At 40.5% G+C, this 23,018-nt stretch carries 19 protein-coding genes; 7 read left to right on the top strand and 12 right to left on the bottom strand.

Going from position 1 to position 23,018, the window contains the following annotated elements; all coding sequences use genetic code 11:
* The first annotated feature begins 52 nt into the window (after positions 1 to 52).
* Genes ACESQI_RS20040 through ACESQI_RS20015 form a run of 6 tightly spaced genes read left to right on the top strand, consistent with a single transcriptional unit; the run spans position 53 to position 3,428 of the window.
* Entirely contained in the window at positions 53 to 559 is a 507-nt protein-coding gene (locus ACESQI_RS20040) for a DUF3836 domain-containing protein (RefSeq protein WP_002558178.1), read from the top strand.
* A 37-nt stretch (positions 560 to 596) separates the two neighbouring features.
* A complete protein-coding gene (locus ACESQI_RS20035; protein ID WP_002558177.1) occupies positions 597 to 1,415 on the top strand; it encodes a CPBP family intramembrane glutamic endopeptidase in 819 nt (272 codons plus the stop codon).
* 5 nt (positions 1,416 to 1,420) lie between these two features.
* Positions 1,421 to 2,071, top strand: a complete 651-nt coding sequence (locus ACESQI_RS20030) for a DUF2975 domain-containing protein (protein WP_122201775.1) — start codon at positions 1,421 to 1,423, stop codon at positions 2,069 to 2,071.
* Between the two features lie 14 nt (positions 2,072 to 2,085).
* A complete protein-coding gene (locus ACESQI_RS20025) occupies positions 2,086 to 2,547 on the top strand; it encodes a DUF2975 domain-containing protein (protein ID WP_002558175.1) in 462 nt (153 codons plus the stop codon).
* A 24-nt stretch (positions 2,548 to 2,571) separates the two neighbouring features.
* Entirely contained in the window at positions 2,572 to 3,192 is a 621-nt protein-coding gene (locus ACESQI_RS20020) for a DUF2975 domain-containing protein (protein ID WP_122201774.1), read from the top strand.
* A gap of 23 nt (positions 3,193 to 3,215) precedes the next feature.
* Positions 3,216 to 3,428, top strand: a complete 213-nt coding sequence (locus tag ACESQI_RS20015; protein WP_002558173.1) for a helix-turn-helix transcriptional regulator — start codon at positions 3,216 to 3,218, stop codon at positions 3,426 to 3,428.
* A 3-nt stretch (positions 3,429 to 3,431) separates the two neighbouring features.
* On the opposite strand, the gene ACESQI_RS20010 is transcribed toward ACESQI_RS20015, so the two are convergent.
* Entirely contained in the window at positions 3,432 to 4,745 is a 1,314-nt protein-coding gene (locus tag ACESQI_RS20010) for a DUF6198 family protein (RefSeq protein ID WP_195661017.1), read from the bottom strand.
* A 112-nt stretch (positions 4,746 to 4,857) separates the two neighbouring features.
* On the opposite strand from ACESQI_RS20010, the gene ACESQI_RS20005 reads away from it, so the two are divergent.
* The gene (locus ACESQI_RS20005) at positions 4,858 to 5,697 is read left to right on the top strand and encodes an AraC family transcriptional regulator (protein WP_002558171.1); all 840 of its coding nucleotides are present in this window, start codon (positions 4,858 to 4,860) and stop codon (positions 5,695 to 5,697) included.
* Positions 5,698 to 5,868: 171 nt separating this feature from the next.
* Here ACESQI_RS20005 and ACESQI_RS20000 read toward each other — a convergent pair whose 3' ends face one another.
* The 11 genes from ACESQI_RS20000 to ACESQI_RS19950 form a co-directional block, all read right to left on the bottom strand.
* Positions 5,869 to 8,271 (bottom strand): glycoside hydrolase N-terminal domain-containing protein, encoded by a 2,403-nt coding sequence (locus tag ACESQI_RS20000; protein ID WP_195570426.1) that lies wholly within the window; start codon positions 8,269 to 8,271, stop codon positions 5,869 to 5,871.
* A 23-nt stretch (positions 8,272 to 8,294) separates the two neighbouring features.
* Complete coding sequence (locus ACESQI_RS19995) at positions 8,295 to 10,496, bottom strand: GH92 family glycosyl hydrolase (protein ID WP_320970697.1); 2,202 nt, start codon at positions 10,494 to 10,496, stop codon at positions 8,295 to 8,297.
* A gap of 57 nt (positions 10,497 to 10,553) precedes the next feature.
* Entirely contained in the window at positions 10,554 to 12,710 is a 2,157-nt protein-coding gene (locus ACESQI_RS19990) for an alpha-galactosidase (protein WP_373126905.1), read from the bottom strand.
* Between the two features lie 113 nt (positions 12,711 to 12,823).
* A complete protein-coding gene (locus ACESQI_RS19985; protein WP_373126903.1) occupies positions 12,824 to 14,773 on the bottom strand; it encodes a sialate O-acetylesterase in 1,950 nt (649 codons plus the stop codon).
* 239 nt (positions 14,774 to 15,012) lie between these two features.
* On the bottom strand, positions 15,013 to 16,653 hold the full coding sequence (locus ACESQI_RS19980; protein WP_320996913.1) for a KGGVGR-motif variant AAA ATPase: 1,641 nt from the start codon (positions 16,651 to 16,653) through the stop codon (positions 15,013 to 15,015).
* A 2-nt stretch (positions 16,654 to 16,655) separates the two neighbouring features.
* Entirely contained in the window at positions 16,656 to 17,174 is a 519-nt protein-coding gene (locus ACESQI_RS19975) for a helix-turn-helix transcriptional regulator (RefSeq protein WP_002558164.1), read from the bottom strand.
* A 5-nt stretch (positions 17,175 to 17,179) separates the two neighbouring features.
* Positions 17,180 to 17,614 carry a hypothetical protein gene (locus ACESQI_RS19970; RefSeq protein ID WP_122201767.1) on the bottom strand — a complete coding sequence of 145 codons (435 nt, stop codon included), beginning with the start codon at positions 17,612 to 17,614 and terminating at the stop codon, positions 17,180 to 17,182.
* 817 nt (positions 17,615 to 18,431) lie between these two features.
* On the bottom strand, positions 18,432 to 20,483 hold the full coding sequence (locus ACESQI_RS19965) for a hypothetical protein (protein ID WP_229127686.1): 2,052 nt from the start codon (positions 20,481 to 20,483) through the stop codon (positions 18,432 to 18,434).
* A 59-nt stretch (positions 20,484 to 20,542) separates the two neighbouring features.
* The gene (locus ACESQI_RS19960; RefSeq protein WP_002558161.1) at positions 20,543 to 20,974 is read right to left on the bottom strand and encodes a SufE family protein; all 432 of its coding nucleotides are present in this window, start codon (positions 20,972 to 20,974) and stop codon (positions 20,543 to 20,545) included.
* Positions 20,975 to 21,009: 35 nt separating this feature from the next.
* On the bottom strand, positions 21,010 to 22,011 hold the full coding sequence (locus ACESQI_RS19955) for a M28 family peptidase (protein WP_002558160.1): 1,002 nt from the start codon (positions 22,009 to 22,011) through the stop codon (positions 21,010 to 21,012).
* A 74-nt stretch (positions 22,012 to 22,085) separates the two neighbouring features.
* Entirely contained in the window at positions 22,086 to 22,997 is a 912-nt protein-coding gene (locus tag ACESQI_RS19950; RefSeq protein WP_373126898.1) for an LD-carboxypeptidase, read from the bottom strand.
* Positions 22,998 to 23,018 lie beyond the last annotated feature (21 nt).

The following is a 23,018-nucleotide window of genomic DNA, read 5'->3' as shown; positions in this document are numbered from 1 at the left end:
TATCGAAAAACGATAAATAATCATTGAATAACAATTAAAAATACATAGTCTTATGAAAAAGTCATTTATGAGTATCTCGATGCTGGTTGTATCTATCTCAATGTTAGCCTTATTTTTGTGTAGTTCTGCAGTTAGTGCACAGACTTCTTCTAAATTCGTTTATAATAAGAGCGAGAATGCTGAAACGGTATACTCTCTTGATAAAAGCGGAAAGTATCTTACTCCGAAACTGAAATATGAATATAGCAAAGACGCTCAGGGGAAGGGCGGAGTAAAGAAAGCCTATCGTTGGAGCGAGGGAGAACAGAAATGGGTACCTTATTATTTGATCAGCATGTCCGAATCCGGAAATAATTCAATAGTAGAGTATGCTGCATGGGATAGCAAAACGCAAGACTTCTCGCTGAATCCGCAAAAGGCTGTTTATAGCAAAGGACTTGAAAATGAAATTCTGTCATACGTGCTTTATAAATGGAATCAGAACGAAGAAAGTTGGGAAGCAAACCAGTATTTACTGTGCGGGGATTATCTCGCAATGGAGGCCGATAGTCTGAATTAAAACAATTATCTTTGCATCCCTTTAATATAAAAATGAAATGAAAACTGCGATAAAACTGGTTCTTATTTACTTTGCAATTTTACAGATTCTGTCACCTATTCTGATAACAGTTCCCTGTGCTATTTATTTGTTTGCCACTACCGGTGGGATAGATAAAGAGGCGCTGATGCAGATGATAATGATTCCGGCACAGATGACCGGTATTCTGTTAATGCTTTTCTACCTTTGGAAAGCAGGTTATATCAGTAATGAAAAAGTAACCTGGTCTACAGTATCCCCTTCTTATCTGGTGCTGAGTGTGGTTAGCCTTCTCTCTTGCTCGTGGTTGGCTTCTACATTGATATCTCACATGAAGTGGTTACCCAATATAATGGAACAGGCTTTCGATATTTTGCAATCCGGTTGGGGAGGAATTGTTGCCATAGCTGTTGTAGGGCCTATCCTTGAAGAGTTGTTATTCCGTGGCGCTATCACCAAGGCTTTGTTGAAACAATATAATCCTGCAAAAGCCATTTTTATTTCGGCTTTGATATTTGGGATATTCCATATTAATCCGGTGCAGGTGGTACCCGCATTTCTTATCGGTCTTCTTTTAGCATGGGTTTATTACAAAACAGCGAGTCTGATACCTTGTATTCTGATGCACATATTAAATAATAGCATATCGGTTTATATTAATATAAAATACCCCGGTGTGGAGGATATGGATGCTCTTGTTGGTGGTACGGCCAATCTGATAATCACTTGTGTGGCAGCTGTATTGCTGGTAGGGTGTTATTGGTTGATGAAACGAACGACAGTAGCTTATCCCTGGAAAAAAGATAATAACATAGAAATATTGACTGAAAACAATTGATTGTCATGAAAAGGAGATTGAATATACTTTGTTTATTGGTAATGCTGGTATTTTGTTACTCGGTGTTTGAGTCTGCTTACTATTTTAGTAATGCATTTATGGCCGGTTTCCGGGTGGGAATGAATGCAGAGCATGATAAAGAACAATTGAAGAGAACACACAATATGAAATCCATCTCTTTGTTTCCGGATGATTTTGTTGATCTGAAAGATTCAGTGTATAATGAGAAATCGGGAAAGTTTGTTCCAGCTATTTATGGCAAATTGATAGTGAGTGTGAATACACCGATTAATCTGTGGTTTAAGTTTACCTCTATGTTGTGCAATTTTATTGGCATTTTCACTATGATTTTCTCTGTGGTCTTCTTCTTTAAATTGATAGTGGCTATTAATAAATCGAATATTTTCAGTTGGAAGAATGTCCGCCGCCTTCGCTGGTTGGGAGCTATTCTCATTCTTAATTTTATTTGCGATGCTCTTCCTGCTTATATCTCGGCTTATGAACTATCGGATGCATTCTCAATACCGGGATATTCTTTGAATTTATCTGGTCTTGTATCCAAGTTGACTTTAACCTTAGGGTTGGTAGCCCTGATTGTAGGTGAGATTTTTGCTATCGGATTAAGAATGAAAGAAGAGCAGGATTTAACTATTTAAGAAAGGAAACGAGTATGAAAAGTTTGTTTAGCAAAGATCCGAAACAAGAGTTGGAAGTGGTGATGACATGCTTGATGTTTATCTGTTTCTGCTGCTTGCTGATTAGCTTTATTCAAAATGCGATGTTGTGTTTTGATTTAGGGAAAGATGACACCGACGATTTCTTGTGGATTATGCTTCCTCAAAGTGTTACTCTATTGGCAATGGCTGTATGTAGTATTCTTATCTTCTGCCTGCTTCGTAATGTGAAACGTAAAGAGGTATTTACGAAGGAGAACTCTACTCTGATTGTGGCTATTGGAGGAATTGTCGAACTGAATGGGTTATTGCAAGGCTTTTTCGGAACTTTTGTCTCTGTGAGCAATCTCCGGCAGACTTATCTGATTTATATTTTGCTTGGAGTATTTATTTTATTTATCGGATGTGTATTCAAGATTGGTGTCCGTATGAAAGAGGAGCAGGAACTCACTATTTAATAATTTGTGTCTGAAAGGATATTTATGGGAAAGATGAAAGCTATAAAAATATTGGGTATATTGGTTTTTGTTATGTTTATGGTAACTGCATTGAAAGATGCTGTGCCAGGCTTTATAGATGGCTGGAATGAAGCAGGTGATTCGAGAGAGTATATTGGTGAGAAAGGTACATATACTACCGATTTTTCAGTGAAGGCAGAGCCGGTTGCTGAAGACTCGTTGTTGAACAAAACTTTTGATAAAAAGGTGCCTTACTCCGTTGCTTGTATACGCACCGTTGTGAAAACTCCTTCCTGGTATATGATGTATCAATGTTGTACTGTACCGTTTATTATTTTATGTATATACGGTATTTATTGTCTGGTCCGGGTTGTCTTTTCTGCTATCCGTGGTGATGTATTTACACGGAAAAATGTAAAGCGTATGCGTTACTTTATTTACTCTGTCATTCTGTTGGGAGTTTGTATGGAGGGTGGAAATTACTTTTTGTATAGTGATTGGACTTCGCAAATACTTTTGGATGGGTATGAAGTGAAAAGTTACTCTATAAAATATCCATGGATGATGTTCTCTATTCTTGCTTTGTTTATTGAGATTTTTGCAGTAGGAGTGAAATTAAAAGAAGAGCAGGAACTTACCATTTGACCTGAACTGAAAAAAGAGAAATTATGGCTATAATAGTAAACCTTGATATAATGATGGCCCGGAGGAAAATATCTCTGGGAGAATTGGCAGAAAAAATAGATATTACGCCGGCCAATCTGTCTATATTGAAAACCGGAAAGGCAAAAGCAATCCGGTTCTCAACACTTGAAGCGATTTGTAAAGAGCTGGATTGCCAGCCGGGAGATATTCTGGAATATAGAGAAGGAGAGGAGTAGTTGCTATGAGATTGTTATGGGGGCTTTATCCTTTCTTTTTAGGTATATTTTTGCAGTCTTCTCAATGATTTTGCATGCCTCGTCTATACCCAAAATGCTGGTGTTGAGACATAAATCGTAATTTCTAGAGTCATTCCACGTACGGCCGGTGTAGGCTTTGTAGTGGTTGGCTCTTGCTTTGTTTATTCGTCTCAGTTTACTTTCTGCCTTGTCTGCAGGCTCTCCGTATTCATTAATAATTCTTTTGAGTTTGCTGTCCCGATCTGCATGTAGAAATATATTAAAGCATCGTTCATAATCCTGTAAGACGTAATTAGCGCACCGGCCTACTATTACACAAGAATGCTGGCTTGCTACCTTGCGGATTACTTTACTTTGGGCAACAAACAGAGCGTCGTCAGAAGAGAGACTTTTCTCAATGGGTACAGTGAAATCCTGCATGATGAATTCGTAGAGTAGTTGGCTTGAAATGTTCTGCTCATGTTGTTCCACATATCCTGGTGTGAGATTATTTTCGGTTGCTACCATATTAATCAGTTCTTCATCATAAAATGCAATACCTAAGTTACTGGCTATTTTTCGTCCTATTTCCCGTCCTCCACTGCCAAATTCTCGTGCTATGGTGATGACGAATTGTGTTTTACGAGGAACTTCGACAGTGACAGAAACTGTCCGGTCACTGAGCATTGTATTCAGGAAAATCAACCGATGATTGAAAAAGCGTGCGAATACGCCGACAAGTAATGCCGCCATAATAGTTCCTTCTCGTACGCCTGTAATCTCTCCGAATAGTATCAGAGACAAAGTACAGGCCAAAATCATCAATGTACAATCGAAACCTATTTTCACCCAGCCAAACTCTTTTTTCTTCTTCTGTGAGATAGCATGTACGAACGCTTCTCCCGATAGCATAACTACATTGGCTATTACTTCCAGACTGACTCCTAACCCGAGAATCATGCAACCCAGGAGTAAAGTAACCATTTTCCAAGGGTAGAATTCCGGCATTACCCATGCCAGTATCAGCATGGAGAGGTCTATGAAAAAACCGAAAAGGATGGAGACGGGGAGCTGTAACCATTGGATTTTCTTAAAATCTTTCTTTAGTAATACGATCTGTCCTGCTATGAGAAAAAGGTTTAGAATAAAAGTCAGTGTTCCCAGTGTGATAGGAAATCCGAGACTGATGGTGTAAGGAAGACTGGAAATAGGAGATGAACCAAGTCCTGCCTTGATAATCAGACTGATTCCTATTGCATTGATAAATAAGCCGGTGATGAATAAAATGTACCTTTTTGTCGTTTCTTTTTTTGACATACCTCTTTGTTTAATTTCAAGTTGCAAAATTAAGCTGTTTTATCTTACCGGATTTGTCGCTAAGTTGCAAAATTAGTTGTCTGTAAGAGTCATATTGATTATCTTTGCCACTATGAATCATCAACGTGAGTTTCGGAAATCCGAAGAGCCTTTTTATTTTGTGTGCTATGATAAGCCAACACAGAAAGAATTGTATGAACGTAATTACAAACTGATAAAAGTGGTGGAGGGGATGATTGCGTTGTCTAATTCCGGGGAGCATATTATGGCGAGAGCAGGTGATTACTTTTTTGTCAACCGTGGTGGGTTCTCGAAGATCAAGATAACGCCTGGTAAGAATGGATATTGCCGCTTGCTTTGCCTGAACCTTACGGAGAAGTTTTTAAAGTCTTATGCACAGAATAATCTGGTACCAGTGTGCACGAGCTATACTTCATTCTATTTTAAGAAGATAAATGAGAATACATTTTTGAAAGCTTTGTTTGCTTCGCTTGCTGTTTATTCGGATGAGGGAGTTCATTTGGATAGAAGATTGATTGAACTTAAACTGGAAGAATGTCTTCATTTGTTGACTTTTACAGATAAGGAAATTGTTGCTTCCTTGTTTAGTAATCCATTGGTTCAGAAAGATCTGGTTGAGTTTATGAATGCTAACTATATGTTTAATGCCCCTTTGGAGCATTTTGCAGAGTTTTCGGGTAGAAGCCTTTCTACGTTTCGCCGGGAGTTTATCCGGCTATTTGGCGTAACACCTAATAAGTGGTTGATTGATAAACGTCTGGAGGTTGCTTATCATAAGATAGCAGAGGAGCGTCAGAGACCTTCGGATATTTATTGGGAGTTAGGGTTTGAAACCCTGGCGCATTTTTCCCGGAAGTTTAAAGAGAAGTATCATATGGCACCGTCACAGTTAAAGGGGGATGACTTAGATGCAGATGTCCCGGCTTTATAAAAAAAGGGGGGTAAAAGTAAAATCAGCCATTATTAAAACGCAGATTAACGCAAATTAGCGCAAATGTTAAATTGTATTTGCGCTAATTTGCGTTAATCTGCGTTTCTAAAGTTACATATTGATAGTTTTATCTGCTTTTGACGCACCCTCTCTTTTCATATGGTATGAATCTTATTTGATTTCCAGTAAATCCTGAGCTTTCATTTCAACAGTGATTAATCCCTTGCTATCGGTTTTTGCCGAGACTTCTTTTCCGTTCAAGGTTACCGTATACTTCTTTTCGATAGGAAGTTTTACAGTAAACGTGTTGTCGGCTGTAGCTTTCAATGATGCATGTTGGATCACAGCATTTTCCCATTGTGCCGAAACCTCAGCTCCTCCACGAATACATAAACCCTTGAATAGCCCATTCTTCCATGCTGTCGGTAAGCAAGGCAGGAATTCAACATATCCTTCATGGTTTTGTATTAACATCTCAGCCATTCCGGCAGCTCCTGCAGGATTTCCATCGAATGAATAAATGTCATTCGGGGCTCCGGCTATGCCGCCTGGTGAAACAGTCAACAGGTTTTCGCGTGATAACATTCCCTGAAGAGTCTTTACACTTTTGTAAGCTTCTTCCGCATCCTTCAGGCGGGCATAAAAGCAGATCATGTTGGCACGACTCCATTCTGTATCTTCCCAGTTTTCTGCAGCAAGACGCGCTTCTATCGTTTTACGGGCTGCTGCTGCGAGCTCGGGAGTTTTCTCTAAAGTGATTTGTGAGAAAGGATATAAAGCTAATAAGTGCGAAGTATGGCGATGGTTCGGGTGTGCTTCTTCATAATCTTCAAACCACTCGCGGATGGCTCCGTTTGCACGCAGTTGTATAGGAGGTAGTTTGGCTAAAGCTGTTTGCAGATTATTACTGAATGCTTTGTCAATGCCTAAAATATCAGCAGCCTGGATGCAAGAAGTAAAGATCTCATAAACAAGTTCACGGTCACAGGTAGGCATCATAGAGGCTACCATTTCCTGTCCGTCTGCTGTTTTGAACCAGTTTTCCGGTGAGATACTTGGACCTGTCATCAAATAGCCATTAGCAGGATTTTCTGCCATATAGTCAAGTATAAATTCTGCATTACCTTTTAGCAAAGGATAAGCTACTTCTGCCAGATACTTTTTATCCTGTGTATATTCATACTGTGTCCATAAATGCGTAGCTATCCATGAACTGGCCAGGGGGAATAGTCCCCAGATGATAGTTCCGGATGCCGGGGTGTATCCCCAGATATTGGCAGTTGTATTGGCTGTCCAGCCTTTGCAGCCATATACAACTTCAGCAGTTTTGGTTCCATGTACGGATAAATCTTTGATGTAATTGAAGAGTGGAGTATTACACTCTGCCAAATTTCCTACATTGGATACCCAGTAGTTTTGTTGCGTGTTTATATCAAGATGATAGTCGTTTGTCCATCCCATATTACAAGCCTTATTGTCATTAAAGAAACCTTGTAAAGCAATTGGCAACGGTGAATTCTCACGTGAACTGGCTATTGTCAGGTAGCGTCCGTACTGAAAGTACAAAGCATCGAAACTTGTATCTGTTTTTCCCGATCGTATTTGTTTCCAGCGGATATCTGTAGGTATGGTGTCGTTAGAATCTTTACCTAAGTTCAGTTCTACCCGGTTGAATAAATCTGAATAATCTTTTATATGCGTCAGCTTCAGGGCTTCGTAAGGTTTCATACCGGCCTCTTCGACTGTTGTTGCGCACAAAGCTTTATAATCCGGATTTTTATAATCGGTACGTACGTCTACGATCATTGTCACCGCATCAGCATTGCTTACACTGATACCCGCTTTATCCATTTTTACTTCGCCATTATCGGTCAATACGGCTATTCTTCCTTCAAAATTCACACCACCCGGACCGTGTAACGGAAAGTCTACTTTACCAGTAAAGATCATCTGATTATCTTCGACAGTAAATTCTGACTGACGCATTAGATCCAGAGCCATATCCATGGTGACAGACTTTGGTTTATCTGCTGATAAGCGAAGAACAAGTACATTATCGGGATTCGTAGCAAAGTATTCACGCTTATAATTTACCCCACCTGCATTAAAAGAAACACTGCTGATTGCTTCGTTTAAATTTAGTGAACGGCGATAGTCTGTTATATCTCCTTCAGGATAAGTAAACCTTATTTTCAGATCACCTATAGGAAGATGGGTACCGAAAGATGTTTGCATGCCATTCAGGTTGTCACCGGCTGTCTGATTTCCTTCCCATAACTTTCCTTCGAAAAATAGCTTTCTCAAATTATCCAGTTTAGCACGACCGAAGGGTCTATCCTGATTCTCATTGAACTGCCCTGACCACATGGAAGATTCATTCAAGGCCAGCGTTTCTTCTTCGATTCCACCATAAGTCATAGCACCCAACCGACCATTACCGATAGGTAGGGATTCCATCCATTCTTTTGCAGGTTGGGCATACCACAACTCTGCGGTTTCACCAGCATTATTTGCACTTTGACATCCTGTAAACGCCAGGGTTGCTACTGCTAAATAAGTTTTTAAATGTGTCATATTTTTCATGATTAATAGTACTATTACTTTTGTGGTGTAGCACTCATAACAAATTCCAGGGTACCGCCATTTAATATATCCTGATGTGTGATATAATTTTTTGTATACTTCTTACCATTTAGCTTTATGGAGCGGATATAAATCTCATTTCCTTTTTTGCGGGGAGCTTTTATTGCAAAAGTCTTTCCGTCGGGCAGATGTATCGTTGCTTTTTCCAGCATCGGAGTGCCGATTATATATTCACCACTCGCTGGGTTGACCGGGTAGAAACCAAGTGCTCCGAAGATGTACCAGGCAGACATCTCACCACAATCATCGTTTCCGGCATATCCCGAAGAAGTATCATTGTACAGGTTATTCATGATGTGCGCTACATACTTCTGTGTTTTCCAGGGTTCTCCAGCACAGGTATACAGGTAAGCTACGTGATGGCTGGGTTCATTTCCATGGGCATATTGGCCAACAAAGCCGGAGGCATTATCGTTTAGTTCACCGCTTTGATGATTGACGGTGAAGAATGTATCCAGTTTTGTTGTAAAGGCTTTATTTCCTCCTGTCAATGTAATGAGGTCGGGTATGTTTTGTGGTACATACCAAAAGTATTGCCAGGCATTTCCTTCTGTGAAAGGATAACCGCCATTGGCTCCGTATTTATAAGGATCAAATGGCTCTATCCATTCGCCCTTATCATTTTTCGATTGAAAGAATCCGGTCTCCGGATTGAATAAATTACGATAGAAAGCGGAGCGTTTCATAAAACGTTCGTGGTCATTGTTCTTTCCTAATTTTTTTGCTAACTGTGCTACACACCAGTCATCAAAAGCTTGCTCCAGAGTAATGGAAACTGATTGAGTCTGTATATTTTCGGGCATATATCCATATTTTTCCCATACTTCAAAAGGTGAGTTGGGATGAGAAATTACCGAACTGTTGTATACGGCTTCATAAGCTTTTTCTATATCAATTCCGGGTATTCCTTTCAGGATAGCATCTACAATGACGGGAATGGAGTGGTTGCCTATCATGCAGTAGTTGTCTTGTCCCCATAATTGCCAGACAGGCAGATAGCCATAATACTCATATTGACGTATCATGCTTTTTACGAAATCTGTGACACGATCCGCGTTGAGTAATGTATAAAGTGGATGAGCACCTCTGAATGTATCCCAAAGAGAGAATGTCGTGTAGTGTATTTCGTTTGCAGACAGCTGCCGGGTGGTGTAATCGGCTGCCATATATTCTCCGTTTACATCACTTATTGTATTGGGTTGTATCAGGGTGTGGTATAAAGCTGTATAGAATATTGTTTTTTGCAAATCGGTACCTTGGATATTGATTTTTTCCAGTTCTTTTTCCCATAATCGGTCGGCATCAGTGGTGTATTGGTTAAAGTCCCAGTGTGAGGCTTCCTGCTTTAGATTTAATTGGGCATTATCCGTAGATACCGGAGATAAAGCTACTTTGCAAATCAACGGTTTTTCATTAAGCTTTCCAAAACGCAACATGGCATGCAGATTACTGCCATTGATGACGGGTGTGTTTTCGTATTGGCGGTCACCGTCTCTCAACGATGAGGAGAGAATAGGACTGGAAAATTCTATGTAGAAATATACTTTTCGTAGTTTGGCCCAACCTGTAATGATGCGGTATCCTTCGATAGCATGATCATTAACGATACGGATCTGAGAATTTATGATGCGGCGATTCCAGCTTCCTTTATTGGCTGAATGGTCTAAGTCGATGATGAGTTGTGCTTCTTTTCCGTTAGGGTAGCTATACCGGTGGATTCCTGTTCGTGTGGTTGCCGTCAATTCAGCATTGATTCCTTCGTCTGCCAACATCACCTGGTAGTATCCGGGTTGAGCCTTTTCTGCTGTGTGGGAGAAATTCGAAGAAGTACGCCCTTCGCTTGTCGGTAAAAGTAAAAGGTCTATCAAGTCTGACGCTCCTGTTCCGCTGAGGCGGGTGTGACTGAATCCATAGATGGTCTGGTCATTGTAATCATATCCCGATGCTTGTGCCCAGTCGGGAGCTTCGCGAGTATCGGGGCTTAACTGTATCATTCCGAAAGGAACGGTGGCACCCGGGTAGTTGTTACCGGACAAGCTGCCGTGCACGGCTCCTGTTCCGATAAAAGGGTTTACGTATTGTGTGTGTTCGCCGGCTTCTATAGTACCGGTAATCAGCATAAATGTAAAGATGCTGCTTAATAGTATTCGATTCATTGTGTTATGGTATAAAGAGGAGATGGAATCTCTTTCCATCTCCTCGTGATTCCGTTTTTACTGTGCTATGATTTCAATAATGCGGCTGTTTAATTTATAACCAGTGAAGAGGTCAAGGCCTACATTCATCAGATATTCACCCGAGAAAGTCTGTCCGTTTCCGTTTACAGAAGAAGAAGCTCCCGGCATCAGATTAATTTCTTTCACCTGATACATTTTGTTGGCTTCCAATCCTTGTAAACGTACAGGCAGGATATGTTCGCCGTAGCGTGGGTAAACATCAAATGCGAATACGATGGCTTGATTCTTATCTTTGTTCACATACATACTTGAAGTATGGTTACTTCCGTAAGGCGAAACAAGACGATAGAGATCACCTTCCAGTATAACCGGTTTCAAGCGGTTGTATTCTGTTACAGCCTGACGACAATACACTTGTTCGTTTGGGTTAAGATCACTCATCTTGATATCAAATCCCAGTTTGCACATCATTGCTACATCCGTACGAAACTTGATGCTGGCATCTTTGTTCCAGGTAGTAACGTGGGCACACAAAGTCTTACTGGGGAATACTTGTGAGAATCCCCATTGGATAAACAGACGTTCGATAGGATCTGTGTTATCGCTGGGCCAAAATTCAGTGAAGTACTTCAATGCTTCATAATCAGAACGTCCGCTACCACCGGCGCACAACATCATAGGCAGATTCGGGTATTTGGCTTTTATGCGGTCGAGCACTTTGTATAAGCCTTTTACATAGTCAATATATAGATGTGTTTGTTTTCCTTTCAGGTAGGGTGAATAGATGTTAGTGATAGGGCTGTTACAATCCCATTTGAAGAAAGCAAGATCCGGGTATTTAGTCATTAACTGATCCACAACGCCGAATACATAATCCTGTACAGCCGGATTGCTAAGGTCTAACACCATTTGGTTACGGAAGTAATATTCTTCACGGTTAGGCAGATGAATTACCCAGTCTTTATGCTTCTCGTAGAGTTCGCTTTTGGGGTTTACCATTTCGGGCTCAATCCAAATGCCGAATTTAATACCGTGTTTCTTTGCTTCAGCAGTCAGGCGTCCTATGCCATTCGGTAACTTATCAGCTGTTTCTATCCAGTCGCCCAGCCCTTGATGGTCACTGCTGCGAGGATATTTGTTAGCAAACCAACCATCGTCCAACAAGAACATATCTACACCCAATTTCTTGGCTTCGTCCATCAAACCGATCAGTTTTTGTTCGTCGAAATCAAAATAAGTAGCTTCCCAGTTGTTAAGTAAGGTCATACGTGTCTGATCACCGTCTTTTACCTGATAGCGGCGTGCCCAATCATGGAAATTACGGCTGGCTTGTCCTTTTCCGTTCAGGCTATACGTGAAGTAAAACTCCGGTGTGCGGAATATCTCTCCGGAAGGAAGGCTATATTCTGATGCGTAGGGATTGATACCACTGATGATGCGCAACTGGCTCTTGTTGTCTACTTCAAAGGTGAAGTTGAAATTGCCTGTCCAGCCTAATGTACCGACCAATACTTCGCCTGCATTCTCTTCGGAATGCTGATCTATAGCCAACTGGAAGAAAGGGGAAACGAACATATTGGCGCGTGCTCCCAATTTGGTATCAATGACTTTTTTTCCGAAAGCCAGTTCACGTTCCATGACATTAGCTTCGTGTGACCAATCTCCGGCAAACTCTGTGAGGAAGTATTTGTTATGATTGAGATGTAACAGTGAAGAAGCATACTTATGAAGCATTACCGGCTTCTTTTCACGGTGACTGATTTCGGTAAATGTTTTGATAATGTCTTCATTAGCATAAGTCACATAGTGCAACTTCACAGTTACCGGATATTGGTCGTCAGCTAATGTAATGACAGTTTCGTTTACACCATCTGAGAGGTTCCGGCTGTCGTGTGATACATATTTTAATAAGGTAGAAGAATTGCCGTCATTGTGCACAATGTGCAGTGCTGGTTCAAAGTAGTCTTCCATACCGTGGGTGAGATAGGCTTCGGTCCCTTGCGGCAGATGGTTAATGTCTGCTTCATGGTTGAGCCGTTTGCCCAAATATGACTGGTAAAGACGTCCATTGTCACCTACACGGTAGATGAGGCTGGTGTTTCCGGTCTCAATTTTTATTACCGGTTTTTCGATGGCGTGGGCTATGCCTGCAAGACATAATAAACCTGCCAATAGGGTCGTTTTTAAATTCATGGTACTAAATAGTCTTTAAATTTATGAATGAATTACGAATTAGTCTCGTCTGCAAAGTAACCCGGATTTATCCTGTTAAGGAATAGATAAAATTACTTAGAATATGGATAATCTTACTTTTGTGCCTCTTCGCATGTTCCTTTGTCCGTTCGGAAGGGCGGAACCGGGAGGTTGGAGTTGGTACTGTAAAGATTACCATTCGGACAATCAGCCCAGTTATAGCGGGCAGCTATAGGGATTGCCACATCCGGAGATTCAAGTACGATACTCGTTTTTCCTGTTAAGGTTGCCGTTGCCGGATGGAACACTCCATCCGGTCCGGCCAGGATAAATCCTTTTATTATTTTTTCTTGTGCTTGTATTTCAGTGTTGAATGTCAATGTTAATTTCTTTCCGGAGATGTTATAAGACTGGCAGGCTGGCATTATGTATTCTCCCTGATGGTAAGTATTTGCCAGTGCTAAAGTAGCAAAGCGTTTAGCCACTTCTTGTTTGTTTTTAGGGTGAATGTCGTAGGATACTCCCAGATCTATGGCTACTACCATTCCCGTATTATCCACATGCAGGGCTTCTGCCTGTGCCTCCCGGAGGGCGGCCCATTGAGAGTCTGGCTGAACCTCTTGGGGCTTCAGAAAGTTTGCCAGTTGAACAAAGTAGAATGGAAAGTCCGTATTCCATTGCTTTCTCCAATCGGCAATCAGCGACTGGAATAGGGGAACATATTGTTTATCTCTTCCTACATTAGCTTCTCCCTGATACCAGATAACTCCTTTGATTGGGAATATAGTAAACGGATGTACCATAGCATTGTACAAGACCGAAGGATAACTTGAGCTTTCTAATGACATCGGTGCCGGAGGGAGATCTCCCAGAGCTATACCTATCCGGTAATTCCATATTCCTTCCAGCTTGATTTTCTGCCCGTTGGCTTCTGCAAACATATCTTTTCCTTCTCCGTGTATACCACCTTCTCCGCCAGAGTCGGACACTCGTATAGTGATGACTCCTTTTCCTGCTTTAACTAGTTCTGCCGGGACGGTATAGTGGCGAGGAGTTGAGTATCCATATCCTTTGGCTATTTCTTTTCCATTATAATAAGTGACGTCTTCGTCGTCTATCATGCCGAGATTTAATGTTATTTCCTTGCCTTCCCAGCTTGAAGGAATCTCTATTTCCCGTTGGAACCATACTATGCCGTCTACTCCGTTTAGTCCTTTCTGTTCCCAATACCCCGGAAGTTCCATAGTCTTCCATGCCGGATCGGTCTGAAGAGAGGAGATCCACATTGGAATTCCTTTATTGAGGCCGGCATCCTTGGTTACTAATAGCTCCTGCCACTCTTTTATCTCTTGCTGATAAGCTGCGATGGCCTCTGACTTTTCTATTTTACTTGCTTGTATCTCGAAACCTGGCACTTGTTTTAAAGAACCGATACTTGTCCATGCTTCGGCGGGAGTTCCCCCCCAGGTACAATCAATCACACCAATGGGCACATTCAGTTCTTTCCATAGTTCGCGTGCATAGAAATATGCTATGGCCGAGAATTCCGGAACGGTAGAAGAATTGCATTCCTGCCAACCTCCCATGTTCATCTCTACATTTTCTGCAGGAGTCACTGAAGTCGTTTTTTTAACTTGCAGTAAACGGATAGAAGGGTATTTTGCTTCTGCTACTTCCTGTTCATAGTTCATCACCTTTCCCCATCCGGCTACAGGCATTTCCATGTTAGATTGTCCTGAACAGAACCACACTTCTCCTGCCAGTACATTTTTTAATGTCAGGGTTTCTCCGTCAGAGATTGTTATGGTATAAGGCCCTCCGGCAGCAGGGGTGGGTATTTCTATTCTGAAAGAACCGTCAGCAGTTGCTTTTGTTGTGAACTTATTGTCATTCCAGCTGGCTTTTACTGTAACATTTTTGCCCGCTTTGGCTTTACCTGGAAGCGTTAATGTGCTGTTTTGCTGTATCACCATATTGTTGGTGAAGAATGCTGGTAATGTTACTTTGGCTTGTACAAAACCAGTCATGCTCAAGGCCAATAAAATCAGTTTATATTTGTTCATCTCTACTTTGAGTTTTAATCGTTTGCTCAAAAGTAGGTAAAGGCAGACTATTAATAGTAGACAAACAAACCAAAAAATGAAACATTTACGGCATAGAGTGCTTTTTGAGTGGTTTCGTATACATTTTTACTGTTTTTGGCTTCATTTGTGATAGTTTTAGAGGCCTTTGGGGATTATCCGGATGTTTGTTCTATCTCTTTTTACCGAAATATTTAAGGAAAAAACAGATGTTTCTGTTTCTACAATGTTTTCAACAATTCAATTTCTTCCTCTTTTCCATAGCGTTTCAAAAGAGAAATAAACTTCTCGTCATTCTTAAATTTTGAATAAACACGAGATACAGTCGATATTGCATTCTTTATATCAGCCCCTTTACTTAATGCCATATCTATATTCATATAAAATAGAGGAATATCGTTCTGATTTGCTTTTATTTCAGCTAAAGTAGTATAAAACACAGGCCTGTTTTTGTTTTGTTCGATGGCACTGTATATTGCTTTTTCAGCTTCTTTATAATTTCCAATTTCGTTTTGATAACAAGCTATCAGGTTATCCACTTCCGGAGATAAATAGTTCATCTCTTTCAATTCATTCAAATCCTGTAAAACTTCATTTTCTGGAAAACCGCCTATAGTAACTTTCGCTAAACAATATTGATAAAAAGCTTGAGGTGAAATATGTCTTATTGGCAATATTACTTTATAAGCCTCTTCTCGCTCTCCTTTATTATAGAGTAACCCTGCTTTTAGTATCAGATAATAGGGTAAAGGAAGTAGTTTGATAGCCTGATTTATAGCTCTAATCCCTTTCTCTTCCATCTCGGCTTTCAAGCATTTAAGAGCAAGTAAATAATAAAACTGATCTGCTTTCGGATATTTTTTTATTGCTTCTTCTGCCAGTTGTACGCCTTCTATGGCATTTTCTGTCTGACTTATTTTATTATAAAGTCGGGCTATTTCTTTCTCATTATCAAACTTCTCTATTTCCTCTTTTGTTAAATCACCTGCTGTAATTCGGGCAAATAAATCCAGATATTCGTTTGCAATGATTTCTGATGGGCCTTTTGTCTCTTTTTCGAAACCGATTTTAAAAGTTTCGCTACACTCCAGATCTCTGTCCGAATGAATCACTACCGGAGTACTGTTCAGTTCCTTGCCGGAAGCGTAAGTCAATCCTTCAAAGTGTTTTTTAAAGTTGGCGATTAAACTCTCTTCCCGCAGGCATTCTGTAGGAGTAGAAGGATAAGGTATTCTCGTAAGAGCCAAAATAATCTCTTTTTCCTTTTCCAACATATTATTTTTTTGATTCAATATGCTGCGTACAATTCGTTGGCAACCTTCGAGATTTTCTTGATTATTGGCAGATAGAATAACTAACCGGTCAGCAAGTAAAGAGATTGTGAGGCTGGATATATCAGTTATTCCCGTACGCGTATCAATCAAAAAGTAGTCTGGCTTATATTTTTTCTCTATTTTTACCTTCAGGTCCAGGAAGAAGGCGATGCCTGTTGCATTCTCGCCATAAAGTAATTCATACCAGTTAATGGCAGATAGTTTTCGCCAGTACTCTGAAGATTTAGGATTGCCAGCCGGAATTAAATCTAACGAGGAAGACAAATCTTCCAAATGATATGCATACGATGTTATTTTTGCCGGAATTTTATGATTGACTGCATATTCGTAGATATAATCTACAATGCCGCTCTCAACCTTTCTGTCCCATTGAAAATTAGAGAACTTAGTATGTAGCCCCGGAGCTTCAAGATCGAGGTCAAGCATGATCACTTTTTTCCCAAAATCGGCGAGCCTCCTTGCTATATTCGAAAGAGCTAATGTTCTGCCCACCCCTCCTTTGTACGAGTAAAATGCAATTGTTTTCATAATTATTCCTCTCCTGCTATTTGCAATATACTTCCTCTTTTCCGTATCTTATCATTTAGTTCCCACACATTCGCAGGAGTTGCCTTAAAAGCGTCCTTTTTAAAATCTTTTCGCAGTATCATACGTATCTCCAGTGCTTCCAGCAGCTGTAGAATACGCTCAAAACTGGCACTTAAGTAGTCTGATTGTTCATAACGCTGTATTTGTTGCTCCTGGATAAACATTTCTGCCGCTAACTTTTTCTGACTGATATCTGAGGCGATACGAAAACTTATGATAGCTTTGTTCATGTCATCTTTAAAAGAGTCAAATTCCAGCCATGACAAAGATTTAGAAGTTAGCTTTTCATACTCCTCCAGTTCTTTTTGTAATTTAACTAATCCTCTTTCAAAAGTGCCTAATTGTAGACGAAGTGGTATGTTATTCTCTTTTTGCAATATCTCTTTTATGTCCCATATGTTTGTGAGCAACTCTTCCAGTTGCTTCTTCATCATTGTGTATTGCTTCTTGTTTTTAATCATAATGCTTACAATTTAATCATTACAATACCCTTATCTTCATATTGCTTTGTTTTTTGGAAGTATTCTAGAATAGTTAATTCGGGCAATAAAATGGCTTTTGAAAAAGCTGAATATATTTCTCCACCGAAATACTCTTTCTGTACCTCCGAATTACTTTCTAACAAAGACTCTAAGACATTGTTCAGAACCTGCTCCCGGTTCTCTGCTGTTGTATCCCAGCAGGCATCGTAATCGCTTGGATTTAACTTTTTAGTAACAAAACTTCCATCTAAATACAGAATATCACAATGTAGTATTCTACATTGCTCCAGTAAGAAAGACATTCCCTGCAACAACTTCTGCCGCTTTCTACTAAATCCAAACCTGTTCTTTACCTCCTCAAAAGAGGCCTCATATATACCTGGTGGCAAATAACCGTCTTCATTAAACTCTGGAATCATTCTTTTTTAGTTGAGTTACTGCAAATATACAACAAATTTGTTTGGTATCATGCATTTGAATATTTATTTTTCATAAACTATACCAGTTAATAAAAACATGACTCTCAATAAAATTACTCAGAAAATAGGCGTGGTAGGGAGTCGCTTTGGAATGAGGTAATGTATAACTACTTTAATTATTCATGCGAATCAGTAGTTGGATATTGGCTTCAGAACTGGTCGGACATGAACTAAACTCACCACAGAGTACTATTTATCTGATGAAACGCGGATTAACACATAAGCACAGATTAAAAGATTGTAGTTCTTTATCTTAGATTTGTTTCCCTTTGCGAAAATCTGCGTTCATCTGCGTTTTAAAAAAGATTTAAACTCTGTGGAACTCCGTGTTATTCTGTGGTGAAATACACTCAAGACCGTATAGATATGAACAAGACTAACTCTTAACTGGTTTCAACTACTGTCCGTATTATTAAATTATTTTTTTCATTTTAAATGGGCAGAAATTATATGAATCTGAATAAAAGATTCTTTTTAAAACTGATTTATTAAAAGGGGGAAGCGTTATATTAAATGATAAGGCATTCCTGACATTTTATGAGAAAACAATGACTGCTTACATGGAAAGGATACATCTGCGATATTTACCAGTTTGGGAGGAAGCATCTTGACACGGCATGATCATACAAATAAAACGGCATTTAAGAACCATATTGCTCAATCTGTCGTCAGGAAGGCGGTTTTCTCACGAGCTGTTACGTTAGAGGTAAAACCGGAAACACGGGGTGTAGCTATCTGTGAAAAATAGAAATATCTTTTATTTCTTCTTTTTCTCAAAGCAATATACCCTTACGTCACCGGCGGGAATCTCACATTTCAATTCATTCCCTGTGGGGTTTACAGAGGTATCGGTCCATAATTCTTTGATGCGTTTTACGTTAGCCACATTGACTCCTAATCTGGTCAGGTTGATTGTCTCTGTGGCTTCTTTCGATGCATCATAATTGAATACAGCAAGGTAAAGTGCATTGTCTGTGTCAAGCATGAAGGCTTTCTCCACACCATAAGTACCGCTTCCCGTACTAAAGTTAACAGGCATATTACCTTCTACCGGACGAAATGAACGTCCTAATTGTGCTAATGCATTAATGCTGGCATTAAGCACTACCTTTTCCGCCTGGTCACGAACCGTCTGATTACCTGGATAGGAGCCTTTCAAACTAAAATTGTCACCTAATAACATGGTTCCTGTCATCGCTCCTGTAGTGACGCGAATACGGTTAGCTCCTTCAGAATTACCATTCAGTACCAAATGATCGGGGTCATTGTATGGATATACACGATCCAGCCACCAACCAAAAGAAAGGCTATTGAGCATATACTGGCTGTTGTCTATACTTCCCCAGGCATCGCATGAAATGCGGCGGGCGTGACCATATTGTGATGGAAATACGGGAGCAATAGAGAGATCAATAAAGAGATCATCACCACACGCTTTGGCAAAATAACTCATGCCATAGTTGTAGGCTTGTATGCCGGTGGTAATGTCCGGATTATAAAACTTATCGGCTTCCAATGCTGCGTTGTTGATAAAGTCTATTTTTACGTACTTATAGCCCCAGTCTTTGAAACGTTTTATTTGCCAGTCTATACGGGCCAGCGTACCGGGATGCGTGGGATCAAGTGCATAAGATTCTATTTTGCGACGCTTGCCGTTGGCAGTAATGATGATATCGCCATATTTGTATTTACCGTCTGTTCCTTCCACGTTCCAGTTATCTTTTTCGCCTCCCCAAAAGGAGAAGGGCGTCCAGTAAATACCCGGGATCTGCCCGTTGGCTTTGCAATGGGATACGAAGTCTTTGAGTTGTTGTTCATTAAAGTTATCCCAAAAGGAGTCGAGTATCATATATACCTCTCCGTTTTCATTATGAAATCCGGCTGGTTGCAGTTTGTTTCTGAAATAATCTGAGATATCAATAGCACCGGTATAATTCACTTTATCGGCCATACCTCCCCAACTTTGCCAGGCAAAAATGGTCCCTTTCTGCCAAGGTAGTGGCGGAGTAATAAGAGCTGTTGCTTCACCGATATTCTCCATACCGATACGCCAGTCTTTGAAAAAGCCAACAAGGATCTTGGGCGATTTGATGCGTGTGCCATACAATTTTCCATGTTTATGGATAGCAGGTCCTTTTTCCGGACGAATGTCATTAGTGCGGGCATCTACCAGTCCACCAAATACAGAGAGACTTTGCAGGCAGTTATTCTCCGAACTGCTGTAGGTTATACCGGTTTTCCAGTTGTCATGTTCTATCGAACCCAGGCAGAGGCCCTGGCGGCTGGTAGCATCATAGAAGGCTGTTACTTCACAGGAAACAGAACTGGTGTTCCAGGGATTGGCAGAGTAACCACGGAAACTATCATTGTCGAAGGGGACATCCAACAGCCGATTGTCACCATCGGCAGGCAGGAATGTGCTACTGGTATTACTCATAACCGGAGCTATCCAGTTACAGCTTGTTCTTTGATCTGATAGGAGATAGGCTTCGGTCAACAGATAATTGCGTGCGGGATAAAAGTAGAACACTTGTTCCAGATTTTCTTTACCGGGCCGGCCGGAATAGACATATGTATATTTTTTGCCTTTACCGAATGTGTCCGAGATATTCTCTCGTTTCAAAGTAGCAATGGGATAATCGGAACTTTTCAATACCTCTCCACTGGCATTGATTGCTTGTACGAAAGTTTCCTTTAGCAGTGTTGTTTCCTGATAGAGATAATCTATCGTTTGTGTGTTTTTATTGAATGCAATTTTCCACTTTCCGTTTTTGATATCAAGATTTCCTGCAAGCAAAGTTTGTGCCATGAGGCACAAGCTACTTGCAAGTAGAAAGTATTTAAATCCGCAGATTATCATTTTGATTTTTATTTTTTACTCTCGTCTTTGGCTTTGAATGCCAATGCATAAAGTCGCATTTGCTTTACCATTGAGAGTAGACCGTTGCTACGAGTGGGAGACAGATGTTCTTTTAAGCCTATTTTATCGATAAAATAAAGATCTGCATTTAAAATTTCATCCGGTGTATGTCCCGAAAGAACTTTTATAAGCAGGGCAATGATACCTTTTACAATCAGCGCGTCACTTTCTGCTTTGAATATCATTTTTCCATCCACTTCATCAGCTTGTAGCCATACACGGCTTTGGCAACCTTCAATCAGATTCTGTTCCGTTTTGTATTTCTCCTCAAGCGGTTCTTGTTCATTTCCTAAATCGATAAGCAACTGGTAACGATCCATCCAGTCATCAAAGTCGCTGAATTCAGCTATTACTTCGTCTTGTAATTCATTAATTGACATGAGTATATCTATTTACATTGCACATTGTACACATATTATTTTTCATTATAAATGACTTCCATTACTGTTTGCCCTACGGCTTTCAGAGTATTACGGTTGATGTTGTCCATGTCATCTTTCAGTGTGTGCCACGTCGGATCAAAGGAGTATTCTCCTTCCGGGTCACAGGGAACGATGTCAATTGTCTTGATTCCTGCTATTTTATTAATAAACAGATGGTCGTCTGTCGCTCCACCGTTAACTTCATCTATGAAAAATTTTCCATATCCCAATGTGTTGGCTTTCTCCCATACTTTCTGATTGATGTCTTTCGCGTATTTTTCGGAATAAGCTTCGCGGTAGAAAGTAGGTTGTTGTCCGCCTACCATGTCAAGTAGAATTCCGAAACGGGCATTGTAACCCTGTATGTGCGGATTGCGTGCCCAATATTGTGCACCCAGGCACCAGGCATCTTCTTTGTGGGCACCGGTATAAGATTGATGTGTACCGTAGTCTTCTGCATCAAGGAAGATGATATCGATTCCCAGTTCCGGCTGTTGTTTTTGTATCTGACGGGCTATTTCAAGCAATACTCCTACACCACTGGCACCATCGTTTGCTCCCAGAATGGGGGTGTAATGATTTTTAGGGTCCGGGTCATTATCAGCCCAAGGACGGCTGTCCCAATGTGCAAAGAGAGCTACACGCTTTTTGCTTTCCGGTTTGTAGGCACCGATGATATTCCGGGCTTTTAATAACGTACCATCATAGGCGATAAGATCGGCATATTGGCTGGTCACTTTGGCTCCGAATTTTTCCAGTTGTGATGCAAGGTAGTTACCGCAGGCAACGTGTTCTTTACTGTTGGGTACACGTGGTCCGAAGTCAACCTGCGATTTTACGTATTGATAGGCACTGTCTGCATCAAACTGAGGTGTCTGGACTGCTGTAACTTCCTCAACCGTTTCACTTGCTTTATTCTTGTTTCCGCAAGAAGAAAGAGAAAGAGTGGAAAAGAGTAATAGACCGGCCAGTAACATGGTATAATTCCTTTTCATTTTAGATAACTGTTTTTATTGTGCAGGCAAAAGTAATGATTTTCACTATAGCTTGCTCCGGAAGCCATCGTTTATTAACAAATGAACTTCAATTCAACTGATTTTTTACCTACTGTAAACTCTACTTCTGCTCCGTTGATCAGTGGTAGGTTATTGGTAACATGTCCCACCGGAAAATTGAAACAGACCGGGTAATCATATTCTTGTAAGAGATCGGCCAACGCGGCATATAGCACTTTTCCTAACGAACGGTCTTCTTCAAATTCAGTGAATTGTCCGATAATAAGTCCGGAAAGTTTTTCGAGCACTCCACCCAACTTCAGATTGTACATCATACGCTCTATTGCATGAGGACGTTCGCTGATATCTTCGATAAAAAGAATTGTTCCTTCCGCCGGTATATCATAAGGTGTACCCCGCAATCCATGAAAAACAGCCATATTGCCCCCGCGGAGAACCCCGCGTGCTGTTCCTAATTTATTCAGTACATGCCTTCTGTTACAGTATTCAGGTAGTTTACCGCTAAGAATATTTTTCAGATGTAGTGTACAGGGATCATCTTCCGGTTCTACAGTAAGATGACGTGCCATCGGCGCATGTAAAGAAGCAAAGCCATTGAATTGTATAAGATTGTGGAGTGCAGTAATGTCACTGAACCCTATCACCCATTTGGGATGTTCACGAAAAAGAGTAAAGTCGAGTTTCTCAATGAGATGTATAGCTCCATATCCACCCCGACTACAAAGAATCGCTTTTATTTCCGGATCGTCCATGGATTCCTGGAAATCTTTCAATCGCTGTTTGATGGTTCCTGCGTATCTACCCGACGAAGCTCCTGCGTATTTGCCTGTTATAACTTTTAATCCCCAGGATTCCAACCGTTTTTTGGCTCCTTTGAGGAACGACTTATCTATTTTACTCGATGGAGATACGATGGCGACTTTGTCACCTTCATTTAAATAAGGAGGTAGAATCAGGCTGTTCATACGCATTTGTTGTTTTTTGCA

Origin of the sequence: Bacteroides sp. HPS0048 (genome assembly GCF_964240755.1) — a bacterium.
Lineage (GTDB): Bacteria > Bacteroidota > Bacteroidia > Bacteroidales > Bacteroidaceae > Bacteroides > Bacteroides nordii.
This window is presented reverse-complemented; position numbering and strand designations above follow the sequence as displayed.

What these genes read in the sequence shown, in the direction of transcription:
- ACESQI_RS19975 (WP_002558164.1), bottom strand. Translation starts at nt 17,174, where the DNA reads ATGATTAAAAACAAGAAGCAATACACAATGATGAAGAAGCAACTGGAA.
- ACESQI_RS19980 (WP_320996913.1), bottom strand. Translation starts at nt 16,653, where the DNA reads ATGAAAACAATTGCATTTTACTCGTACAAAGGAGGGGTGGGCAGAACA.
- ACESQI_RS20015 (WP_002558173.1), top strand. Translation starts at nt 3,216, where the DNA reads ATGGCTATAATAGTAAACCTTGATATAATGATGGCCCGGAGGAAAATA.
- ACESQI_RS19960 (WP_002558161.1), bottom strand. Translation starts at nt 20,974, where the DNA reads ATGTCAATTAATGAATTACAAGACGAAGTAATAGCTGAATTCAGCGAC.
- ACESQI_RS20035 (WP_002558177.1), top strand. Translation starts at nt 597, where the DNA reads ATGAAAACTGCGATAAAACTGGTTCTTATTTACTTTGCAATTTTACAG.
- ACESQI_RS19990 (WP_373126905.1), bottom strand. Translation starts at nt 12,710, where the DNA reads ATGAATTTAAAAACGACCCTATTGGCAGGTTTATTATGTCTTGCAGGC.
- ACESQI_RS20005 (WP_002558171.1), top strand. Translation starts at nt 4,858, where the DNA reads ATGAATCATCAACGTGAGTTTCGGAAATCCGAAGAGCCTTTTTATTTT.
- ACESQI_RS19995 (WP_320970697.1), bottom strand. Translation starts at nt 10,496, where the DNA reads ATGAATCGAATACTATTAAGCAGCATCTTTACATTTATGCTGATTACC.
- ACESQI_RS20025 (WP_002558175.1), top strand. Translation starts at nt 2,086, where the DNA reads ATGAAAAGTTTGTTTAGCAAAGATCCGAAACAAGAGTTGGAAGTGGTG.
- ACESQI_RS20010 (WP_195661017.1), bottom strand. Translation starts at nt 4,745, where the DNA reads ATGTCAAAAAAAGAAACGACAAAAAGGTACATTTTATTCATCACCGGC.
- ACESQI_RS20030 (WP_122201775.1), top strand. Translation starts at nt 1,421, where the DNA reads ATGAAAAGGAGATTGAATATACTTTGTTTATTGGTAATGCTGGTATTT.
- ACESQI_RS19955 (WP_002558160.1), bottom strand. Translation starts at nt 22,011, where the DNA reads ATGAAAAGGAATTATACCATGTTACTGGCCGGTCTATTACTCTTTTCC.
- ACESQI_RS19970 (WP_122201767.1), bottom strand. Translation starts at nt 17,614, where the DNA reads ATGATTCCAGAGTTTAATGAAGACGGTTATTTGCCACCAGGTATATAT.
- ACESQI_RS20020 (WP_122201774.1), top strand. Translation starts at nt 2,572, where the DNA reads ATGGGAAAGATGAAAGCTATAAAAATATTGGGTATATTGGTTTTTGTT.
- ACESQI_RS19965 (WP_229127686.1), bottom strand. Translation starts at nt 20,483, where the DNA reads ATGGCACAAACTTTGCTTGCAGGAAATCTTGATATCAAAAACGGAAAG.
- ACESQI_RS19950 (WP_373126898.1), bottom strand. Translation starts at nt 22,997, where the DNA reads ATGAACAGCCTGATTCTACCTCCTTATTTAAATGAAGGTGACAAAGTC.
- ACESQI_RS20000 (WP_195570426.1), bottom strand. Translation starts at nt 8,271, where the DNA reads ATGACACATTTAAAAACTTATTTAGCAGTAGCAACCCTGGCGTTTACA.
- ACESQI_RS20040 (WP_002558178.1), top strand. Translation starts at nt 53, where the DNA reads ATGAAAAAGTCATTTATGAGTATCTCGATGCTGGTTGTATCTATCTCA.
- ACESQI_RS19985 (WP_373126903.1), bottom strand. Translation starts at nt 14,773, where the DNA reads ATGAACAAATATAAACTGATTTTATTGGCCTTGAGCATGACTGGTTTT.